The 8,194-nt window shown below is 65.4% G+C and carries 6 protein-coding genes and 2 tRNA genes; 4 read left to right on the forward strand and 4 right to left on the reverse strand.

From position 1 onward, the window contains the following. The first annotated feature begins 61 nt into the window (after positions 1 to 61). From dsrO to ACW5W7_RS20750, 3 genes are read left to right on the forward strand one after another with little or no spacing between them, the layout of a single operon-like run. Entirely contained in the window at positions 62 to 832 is a 771-nt protein-coding gene (gene dsrO / locus ACW5W7_RS20740; RefSeq protein WP_456502928.1) for a sulfate reduction electron transfer complex DsrMKJOP subunit DsrO, read from the forward strand. Next, entirely contained in the window at positions 822 to 1,934 is a 1,113-nt protein-coding gene (gene nrfD / locus ACW5W7_RS20745) for an NrfD/PsrC family molybdoenzyme membrane anchor subunit (protein WP_456502929.1), read from the forward strand. Before dsrO ends, nrfD begins: the two co-directional genes overlap by 11 nt. Continuing rightward, the gene (locus ACW5W7_RS20750; RefSeq protein ID WP_456502930.1) at positions 1,935 to 5,042 is read left to right on the forward strand and encodes a molybdopterin dinucleotide binding domain-containing protein; all 3,108 of its coding nucleotides are present in this window, start codon (positions 1,935 to 1,937) and stop codon (positions 5,040 to 5,042) included. Between the two features lie 58 nt (positions 5,043 to 5,100). Here ACW5W7_RS20750 and ACW5W7_RS20755 read toward each other — a convergent pair whose 3' ends face one another. Beyond that, entirely contained in the window at positions 5,101 to 6,474 is a 1,374-nt protein-coding gene (locus tag ACW5W7_RS20755; protein WP_456502931.1) for an endonuclease/exonuclease/phosphatase family protein, read from the reverse strand. A 195-nt stretch (positions 6,475 to 6,669) separates the two neighbouring features. Between ACW5W7_RS20755 and ACW5W7_RS20760 the strand changes: the two genes are divergently transcribed. Then, the gene (locus tag ACW5W7_RS20760) at positions 6,670 to 7,518 is read left to right on the forward strand and encodes a patatin-like phospholipase family protein (protein WP_456502932.1); all 849 of its coding nucleotides are present in this window, start codon (positions 6,670 to 6,672) and stop codon (positions 7,516 to 7,518) included. Positions 7,519 to 7,549: 31 nt separating this feature from the next. Here the strand turns inward: ACW5W7_RS20760 and ACW5W7_RS20765 are convergent, their stop codons facing one another. The 3 genes from ACW5W7_RS20765 to ACW5W7_RS20775 all read right to left on the reverse strand — a co-directional run bounded on the left by ACW5W7_RS20765 (position 7,550) and on the right by ACW5W7_RS20775 (position 8,190). Further along, positions 7,550 to 7,837 (reverse strand): hypothetical protein, encoded by a 288-nt coding sequence (locus ACW5W7_RS20765; protein ID WP_456502933.1) that lies wholly within the window; start codon positions 7,835 to 7,837, stop codon positions 7,550 to 7,552. 146 nt (positions 7,838 to 7,983) lie between these two features. Continuing rightward, positions 7,984 to 8,068: transfer RNA gene (locus ACW5W7_RS20770), tRNA-Tyr, on the reverse strand. A gap of 37 nt (positions 8,069 to 8,105) precedes the next feature. After that, positions 8,106 to 8,190, reverse strand: a tRNA-Tyr gene (locus ACW5W7_RS20775). Between the last annotated feature and the right edge of the window lie 4 nt (positions 8,191 to 8,194).

Below are 8,194 nucleotides of genomic sequence, written 5' to 3' on the forward strand. Positions count from 1 at the left end.
GGGGACAATGGCCTCATTCCCACGCTTGTCCGGCGTGGCAAGCCAGCAGAAGGAAGCATTTATGGAGCCCAGCAAGCGCCGGTTGTTATCCGGCATTGCCGCCATCACCGCCGGTGCGGCCCTGATCCCCGTTACCCAGGTTCATGCCCAGAGCGCCCGACCGGCCGTCGGTCGCGGCGATCCCGGCAAGCGTTACGGCATGTTGATCGATTTGCGCCGCTGCGTCGGCTGCCAGGCCTGCACCGTGGCCTGCACCATGGAGAACCAGCCCCCCCTCGGCCAGTTTCGCACCACGGTCAGCCAGTACGAAGTGAGCGACGTGGCTGCCCTGGAGGCCCCCGCCTCTCTGTTCATGTTGCCAAGGCTCTGCAACCACTGCGCCGAGCCCGCCTGTCTCGATGTCTGCCCCACCGGGGCCACCTTCCAGCGAGCCGACGGCATCGTCGTGGTCAACAACGACTGGTGCGTCGCCTGCGGCTACTGCGTGCAGGCCTGCCCCTACGACGCCCGCTTCATCAACCACGAGACCCACGCCGCCGACAAGTGCACCTTCTGCGCCCATCGGCTGGAGGCGGGTCTGCTGCCCGCCTGCGTGGAGAGTTGCGTCGGCGAGGCGCGCATCATCGGGGACTTGAACGATCCGGGCAGCCAGATCAGCCGTTTGCTGCGCGAGCATGAATCCGCCCTCAAGGTACTCAAACCCGAGGCCCATACCCAGCCGCGGGTCTTCTACCTCGGCATGGACGAGGCCTTCGTCAGCAAGGTCGACGGCAACCCGGCCCTGCGTACCCTGTTGACCGACGATGGCAAGGAGATAGCCCATGACCATTAACGAACTGCTGGCCCCGGATCAGCCCATCACCTGGCTGCCCTGGGCGGTGCAATATTTCTTCCTGATTGGCCTCGCCTACGGGGCCCTCTGGCTGGGGGCGTTTGAGCTGTGGCGCAAGGCACCGGATGCCCGGCTGCAGACCCTGGCCGCCGTGCTGATGATGGGGGCGGGACTGGTGGCTCCCATCGCCCTGACCGCAGATCTGCACCAGCCGGCACGGGCCTGGCACTTCTACGCCCAGACCCGCTTCAGCTCCATCATGTGGTACGGCGCCTACCTGCTGCCCCTGTTCAGTCTGCTCTCCATGCTGCTGGGCTGGCTGCTGCTAAGACCGGCGCTGGCGGGGCGGAGTCTGGGGGATGACGCCATCGCCCGTCTCGCCCGGCTGCTCTGCCTGGGCTCCTGGTCAGGGGAACGTTGGCTCAGGCCACTCTCCCTGCTGGCAGCCCTGAGCGGCCTCAGCATCGCGCTCTACACCGGACTTGAAACCATGGTAGTCGCGGCGCGCCCCCTCTGGCACACCCCCTGGCTGCCCTGGCTGCTGATCATCAGCGCCCTGCTGGGAGCCCAGGGGGCCCTGCTGCTGCTCAACCGGCTGCTGGCGGGCTGGCGCGGGCAGACCGAGGCAACCTTGCTGCGCCAAAGCCGCTGGACCCTGGCCCTGCTCACCCTCTCCCTGCTGGGGTGGGCCCTGTTTGGCGGCGCGTCGGCGGCGGAAGCGCGGGCCCTCTACCGGCTCGACCCCAGCTGGCGACTGGCGGCCCGCTGGCTGCTGCTGACCCTGGTGCTGCTCGGCGCCCTGATGCTGGTGGGAAGGGGCTCTCACCGAGCGCAACCCTGGCGGCTGTGGGGGCTGGCCCTGCTTGTCTTGCACCTGGTGTGGGGGCTGCGCTGGCTGGTGCTCATCCAGGGGCAGCTCGCCCCCAAATACGGGGCCGGGGTCTATCTCTACCACATCGACTGGGGCCCGCAGGGGATGCTCGGGATCCTCGGCACCTTCGGCCTGTTGCTGGCCCTGCTGGTGGCCCTCTCCGAGCTGGTCCACCCCTCTCTTTCGCCCACCACTGACACCACTCCCCCATCCGCACGCGAGGCACACTAGATGGATCACAGCAAACGCAAGTTTCTCAAGGGCGCCGCCATCGCCGGGGGCACAGGGCTCTTCGTGGCCGGATACAGCGAGACCATAGAGCAGGTGGCAAAGGGGGTGAGCACCGGCAGTGCGGGCAAGCCGACCCGGGATCCCATCCACGGCAACTCCCTCCCGGTGGAGTTCAGGGTCGATGAGCGAGGGGAGCTGCACCCCAACCCGGACCAGCGCCTCGCCAACACCATGTGCCTGGGCTGCTGGACCCTGTGCGGGGTGCGGGCCCGCATCGACAACGAGAGCGACAAGATAGTACGCATCGTCGGCAACCCCTATCACCCGCTCTCCGCCCGCCATCACATCGATTTCCAGACACCCATCAAACAGGGGCTGCTTGGCACAAGCGGCTATCAGGAAGGGGGGCTGGAGGGACGCTCCACCGCCTGTGCCCGGGGTAATGCCATGCTCGAACAACTCGACAGCCCGCACCGGGTCACCCGCTGCCTCAAGCGGGTGGGGCCCCGTGGCAGCGGTCGCTGGCAGAGCATCCCCTTCGAGCAGCTGGTGACCGAGGTGGTGGAGGGGGGCTATCTGTTCGGCGAGGGGAAGGTGGAGGGGCTGAGGGCCATCCGCCACCTCGACGCGCCGCTGGATCCCTTGAACCCGGAATACGGCCCCAGGGCGAACCAGCTGCTGGTGAGCAATGCCTCGGACGAGGGGCGGGATCACTTCATCAAGCGCTTCACCTTCAACAGTTTCGGCACCCGCAACTTCGCGAACCACGGCGCCTATTGCGGCCTGTCGTTCCGGGTCGGCGCCGGCGCTCTGCTGGACGATCTGGAGAAGAACGCCCACCTCAAGCCGGATTGGGACGAGAGCGACTTCCTGCTGTTCATGGGCACCTCGCCCCAACAGTCCGGCAACCCCTTCAAGCGCCAGTCCCGCCAGCTGGCGGCGAACCGGGCGCGGGCGGACAAGCCCTTCTCCTACGTGGTGGTGGCGCCGAGCCTGCCCAATACGGTCAACATGCCGTCCGCCCCCGCCAACCGCTGGCTGCCCATCAAGCCCGCCACCGACTCGGCCCTGGCGATGGCCATGCTGCGCTGGATCATCGACAACCAGCGCTACGCCGAGGCGTTCCTGGCGGCCCCCCATGCGGAGGCCGCCGAGCGGGCCGGTTATCGCGGCTTTTGCAATGCCAGCCATCTGGTTATCAGCGACGAGTCCCACCCGCGCTTCGGCCAGATGCTGCGCTCAAGCGATCTCGGTCTGCCCTTCGAGGGTGAGGCCTATGGGGAGGGGGACGCCGTGCTGGTGATCGATGCAGGCAGCGGTGCCCTGCTGCCCGCCGGCCAGTGCGAACGGGCGAGTCTTTGGGTGGATCGCCGAATTACAGCCCCAAGTGGCGTGCTGGCGGTCAAGAGCAGCTTCCAGCTGCTGGCCGAATCGTGCCGGGAGATGAGCCTTGCGCAGTACAGCGCCGAGTGCGCCGTGCCGGTGGCCGATATCGAGGCGCTGGCGCGGGAGTTCACCAGCCACGGTACCCGGGCGGCCGTGGTCTCCCATGGCGGCACCATGAGCGCCAACGGCTTCTACTCGGCCTGGGCCATCATGATGCTCAACGCCATGATAGGAAACCTCAACGCCCGGGGCGGCGCCGTGGCGAGCGGTGGCAAGTTCGACCCCTTCGGGGCCGGGCCCCGCTACGATCTGGCGAGCTTCCCGGGCATGATCAAACCTGCCGGCGTCTTCCTGTCCCGCTCCAAATTCCCTTACGAGAAAACCTCGGAATATCGGCGCAAGCGGGAGGCGGGGCAGAACCCCTATCCGGCCCGGGAGCCCTGGTTCCCCATCTCGGGTCCCCTGCTCGGCGAGCATCTGACCGCGGCGGTGAACGGCTATCCCTATCGGCTCAAGGCCTGGATCAACCACATGGGCAACCCCCTCTACGGTCAGGCGGGGCTCGCCAAGGCCATCGGGGAAGAGCTCAAAGACCCCAAGGTGCTGCCGCTTTTCGTCAGCATCGACAGCTTCATCAATGAATCTTCGGCGCTGTCGGACTACATAGTGCCGGACACCCTCACCTACGAGTCCTGGGGCTGGGCCAGTGCCTGGCACGGGGTCATGACCAAGGTCTCCACCGGGCGCTGGCCCGTGGTGGAACCGCGTGTCGTCAAGACGGCGGAGGGGGATCCGGTCTGCATGGAGTCCTTCCTGATCGCGGTGGCCAAGCGTCTCGGCTTGCCGGGCTTTGGCGAGGGGGTGGTCAAGGGGGCGGATGGCAAGTTGCACGGTCTGAACCGGGCGGCGGATTTCTCCCTCTATGGCGCGGCGAACGTGGCCTACCTCGGCCAGCCGGTGCCCGCCATAGGACCAGAGGATCTTGCCTGGTCCGGGGTGGAGCGGATCCTGCCTGTGCTGAATGCCACCCTGAGCGAGGAAGAGGCGGGCCGCGCCGCCTACCTCTTCGCCCGTGGCGGGCACTTCGAACCCGTCGCCAAGGGGCGGGATGCATCGGGTCAGCCGAGCAAGCGCTGGCCCAAGCCCCTGATGCTCTGGAACCCCGAGGTGGGCAGCCGTCGCCACAGCCAGAGCGGCCGGTACTTAAGCGGCACCCCGCGCTTCTTCCGCCCCCAACTGGCGGATGGCACGCCGCTCAATGAGGCGTTCAATCCCGCCCAGTGGCCCCTGCTGCTCACCAGCTACAAGTCTCACACCATGAGCTCCATGAGCATTGGTTCGGATCGTCTGCGCCAGGTACACCCCAGCAACCGGGTGCGGCTCAACGAGCAGACTGCGGCGCGTTTTGGCATCGAGAGCGGGGACAGGGTGCGGGTCAGTACCCCGGATGGCAGCGTCATCGGGGTGGCGGAGTGCGTGGCCGGGGTACAGGCGGATGCCATCGCCATCGAACACGGCTTCGGCCACAAGGAGCTGGGGGCAAGAGCGCACTGGGTCGATGGCAAGGAGGTGGCCGCCAGCCCCCTGAGCGGGGCCGGGGTCAACCTCAACGATCTGGCGGTGCTGGATCCCAGCCGTCACGGTCGCTACCCCCTGGTGGACTGGGCCATCGGCTCCTCTGTCCGCCAGGGGCTGCCCGCCCGGGTCGACAAGCTGGTGTAGCGCCAGAGACAAAAAAGCGGGGCCATCGTGGCCCCGCTTTTCATTGCGCTTCTGAACATCAGTTATCCAGTTCGAAATCCACCCACACCAGACGGTGATCCGAGCTGACCCCCTTGGCGATGCCTCGCTGTGCGTCATACACCAGGTGGTAGCCGGGCTCGAAGCTGGCGGGCCAGAACACGCCTGAGGCCACCGCATTGAGGTTGGCGGAGGGGATCAGGTGATCGAGCTGCAGGCCGCTGCTGCTGGTGATGCGCTCCGGCGTGGTTCTGTTGTTGTTGCGCTTGCACTGATCCGGCTGGCTGGCGAGGCACTCGGGGCCCCCCTGGCTCACCGGGATCAGGGCGCCGTTGGTGACCGCCTGATTGACCAGTACATGGTTGTGCAGATCCTGGATGGCGCTCAGATCCCCGTCACCGAGTTGGGGATCGGCGTTGAGATCCCCGGCGATGACGAACCTGGCACCGGCGGGCAGGCCGCCTGCCTTGCCCGCGTCATCCACCATGTAGCTGGCGGTCTCCACATAGTCCTGCCAGAAGGCCACTTCGGCCCGGTTGTGCTTGACGTTGTGGCGCGCCGCGTTGCCGAAGATGGGCGGGGTCGGGTGGGAGATGAGGAAGTGGATCACCTGCTCCCCTTTGGCGGTCTTGACCCGCACCGGCACGTCCGCGTGGTTCTTGGAAGAGAGCGGGAACTGCTCCCAGGCGGCTGCGTCATACCAGGGCTCACCACACTGGCGACTGGCCGGGATCGGCGCCTTGGCGTTGTTGCAGTCGTCGATGACGGGGTTGACTTCGCCCGGCATGTCCTTCCATTTGAAGTGCTGGAAGGTGCGGATCTGCTTGGTGTCGATGGGATATTTCGACATCACGGCGAAGGCGTACTGGCCGTGGTAGTTGCCAAAGCCCCAGGCGTCGTCCGGCCCGCTGCTGACCTTGCCGTCCAGGTTGAGATCCTGGCCGCTCATCAGGCCGGTGTTGGTGGCAAAGTTCTGCATCACCGGGTAGCCGATGGCCTGCACCTCGGCGTGTTGCGGATGGGCGAGGTAGTTGCTGTTGAACGCCTGCAGATCGGCGCTGTTTTCCCCCTTGCCGTCGTTGTCGAACTCGTTGAGCAGGAAGACGTCCGGGCGGGTACGCTGGATGATCTCGGCGATATTGCGGATCTGCTGCACGTCCTTGGCGCGGGTGATCTCGGCCTGGCTGAGGCTGCTATCGCCAGCCTGATAGCGGGCCAGCAGAGCATCCTGGGCGGCGCGGTCCAGCCCCAGCTCGGCGCTCAGCATACCGGCCGCGGTGCGATCGAAGGAGAGGTTGAAGGTGGCGAAGCGAACCATGGTGTCCGGGGCCTCTGAGTCATTTTGGCTGTTACAGCCTGCCAGCATTCCGAGGGAAATGGCAGCGGCGAGCAGGGTCTTGTTGATGTTTTTCATTGTAATATTCCGTAGCATCAAGATGTTATGCCTCAGTAGGGTCACTTGAGGCGCGGCCATTATAGAGATCCAGCCCGGAGACAGGGCTCTGAATGAGCCAAAGTGTGCCTTCATTCACAAAGTGACGGTTTGTTTGGTGGTGAATGAGACAGTGTGCCCGGTTTCAGGGGGGTGAACGGCAGAGGGAGGGGAGAGATGAGTCGGCAGCAAACGGCCCTGGTGGTCGAGGGGGGCGCCATGCGCGGCATCTTTGCCGCCGGGGTGCTGGACGCCTTCCTGGCGAAGGGAGAGACGGGCTTCGATCACTGCATCGGGGTCTCGGCGGGGGCGGTCAACCTGGCGGCCTATCTCGCGGGGCAGCGGGGGCGCAATCACAGGGTCATCACGGATTATTCCTGCCGCCCCGAATTCATCAATTTCGGCAAGTTTGTACGCGGCGGCCACTGGCTGGATCTCGACTGGCTGTGGGAGATCACCATCCGCGAGATCAGGCTGGATCTCGCCCACTTTGCCGAGAGTACCGTGCCGCTGACCGTGGTGACGACCCGGGTATCGGACGGACAGGCGGCCTACCTCAGGGGAAGTGCAACCGAGCTGGAGCAGCAGATCAAGGCCTCCTGCTCGGTGCCGCTCGCCTATCGGGACTTCGTGCGCATCGCGGGGGAGGCCATGACGGACGGCGGGGTGGCGGACTCCATCCCGGTGCGACATGCCTACGAGCAGGGAGCGCGGGACATCACAGTGGTGCTCTCCCGCCCGCTCGGCTATCGCAAGCAGGCGCCGCGTTTGCCCGCCCTGCACCGTTATCTGCTGCGCCAGACCCCGGCCCTGGCCGAGGCGAGCCTCTCGCGCCATCACAGCTACAACGCGGCCATCGACTTTATCCGGGAGCCGCCAGCGGATTGCCAGATCCACGTCATCGTGCCTCCCGCAGGCTTTCGGGTCGGCCGCATGACCACGGACAAGGACCGGCTGGAGCAGGGTTATCAAATGGGTTGGCAGGCGGGGTTGGCCTATCTGGCCGGGAAGGGGGCGGCCCGCTAGGGCAGACGGGGGAGTTGGCTGCTGCCTGGGCCTAGTTTGCCACCTGACGGCGGGCATTATTCATCTGATGAATGTTGTCATCAGGTACATGCATCAAATGAATAGCCTGACCGAGCCAGTGCCAGTCCAGGGGCGGATTGCCGGCCTTGAAGCGCTGATAGGCTTGCCCCTGGCGGACGGTCAGAAACAGGGTGGCGGGCAGGCCGAGGCGATTGCGATAGCGCACCATCACCTCCCCCTGATAGGTGGAGAGGCGTTGTTGCAGTTGCAGCAGGTTCAGCCCCTGCTCCTGTCCCGTTTCATCCCAGATTGCAAACATATGAGGCGGCTCCTTGCCATGAATGGCCCACTGTTTACAAAATGTTCTATCGGGGCAATTGTCAGATCTGACAGTGCCATATGAAATCAGTGCCGTGCGAATGGCAGAAAAGCGAAAACCCGGCCTGAGCCGGGTTTTCTGAAGGATGGTGGAGGGAGAAGGATTCGAACCTTCGAAGGCAGAGCCGTCAGATTTACAGTCTGATCCCTTTGGCCGCTCGGGAACCCCTCCACGGGGTATTGCTATTTTTGGCCTGCTATCAGGAAGATGGTGGAGGGAGAAGGATTCGAACCTTCGAAGGCAGAGCCGTCAGATTTACAGTCTGATCCCTTTGGCCGCTCGGGAACCCCTCCACGG

The sequence above is a fragment of the Aeromonas intestinalis genome (assembly GCF_054052485.1).